Annotated in this window: 1 protein-coding gene; it reads right to left on the reverse strand. The window is 31.6% G+C overall.

Annotated features, from left to right (window positions below):
- Positions 1 to 157: 157 nt before the first annotated feature.
- Positions 158 to 1414, reverse strand: coding sequence for a serine hydroxymethyltransferase (locus NSA58_RS20085; protein WP_039679720.1), 1257 nt, complete (start codon positions 1412 to 1414; stop codon positions 158 to 160).
- Positions 1415 to 1498: the final 84 nt, after the last annotated feature.

Here is a 1498-nt window from a genome sequence, read left to right on the forward strand (position 1 = left end):
ATCTCACATAAAATTATTTTTTCTTTAAAATCTTTCAATTTATTAATTTGTATAGAACACTAAAATAGGAATAAAATTATAATTACAACAATTCAATTAATAATTTAAGCAAAAGGAATATTTATATAAATATCCTTATTACTGTGAGAGGCTTATTTTAATCTTCAAAATACCCTTGTGGATATAGTGGAAATTTTGAAACTAAGTTTCTTGCTTGAACTTTGCATTCTTTTAAAACTTCTTCATTCTCTATGTTATCTGCAACTTTCTCCATAATTTCAGCTATCTCAGCTATTTCATCGTGTCCAAATCCACGTTCTGATACTGCTGTAAGTCCTATACGTACACCACTTGTTACAAATGGACTTTCTGAATCATTTGGAATAGTATTTTTATTTACTGTTATACCTATAGACTCAAGAGCTCGATCAAACTGTTTACCAGTTATTTTCTTATCTCTTAAATCAACTAATACCGTATGATTATCAGTACCACCACTTACTATTCTAAATCCTCTTTGTTCTAATTCTTTTGCTAAGTATTTAGCATTATCCAAAACCCTTTCCATCGTTGCAATAAATTCCGGTTCTCTTACTCTTTTAAACATATTAGCTTTAGCTGCAATACCGTTTATTTGTATAGAGCCTAGTGTTCCTGGGAAAGTCGCTCTGTTTAATGCTTTTGCATATTTTTCTTTACACATTACAAACCCACCTCTAGGACCACAAATTGTTTTTGAACAAGAAGATGTACAAAAATCTGCATATGGTATTGGTGAGGGAATAACTCCCGCTCCAATAAGTCCTGATATATGAGCCATATCTACCATTAAGTATGCACCCACTTTATCAGCTATTTCTCTCATTCTTTCATAATCTATAAGTCTAGGATAAGCACTAGCACCTGCTATTATCATTTTAGGCTTAAAAGCTAATGCTTTTGCTTCTACTTCATCATAGTTTATTGTTTCACTTTCTGGGTCTACACCATAGTGTTCATAGCTAAATATCTTACTTACAAAGTTGGCTGGTGAACCGTGTGTTAAATGTCCGCCATGATCTAACCTCATTGCAAGGATTTTATCTCCTGGCTCAAGTACAGCATTAAATACTGTATAGTTTGCAGTTGCTCCTGAATAAGCTTGAACATTTACATATTCACATCCAAAGGCCTCTTTAGCTCTCTCTATACATAAATTTTCTACTTCATCTGCATGCTCTGATCCTGCTTGATATCTCTTACCTGGAAGACCTTCTTCTGTTTTATTTACAAATACACTTCCCATAAGTTCTAGTATTTCTGTTGGCGCAGAACTTTCTGATGCTATCATTTCTATATTGTATTTTTGTCTTTCTAGTTCTTTTTCTACTATTGCATATAATTCTGGGTCAGTTATTTTTGTTGTTTTTAACATAATTTTTCCCCCTTAAAATATTATTAATATTTGAAAAAGCAATTAAACTATTTTTAACTTTAAACAAAACAGACTATGTTTAAT

This window comes from Terrisporobacter muris (assembly GCF_024621905.1).
Classification (GTDB): domain Bacteria; phylum Bacillota; class Clostridia; order Peptostreptococcales; family Peptostreptococcaceae; genus Terrisporobacter; species Terrisporobacter muris.

Coding starts and splice junctions, on each gene's coding strand:
- NSA58_RS20085 (WP_039679720.1), bottom strand. CDS start 1,414: ATGTTAAAAACAACAAAAATAACTGACCCAGAATTATATGCAATAGTA.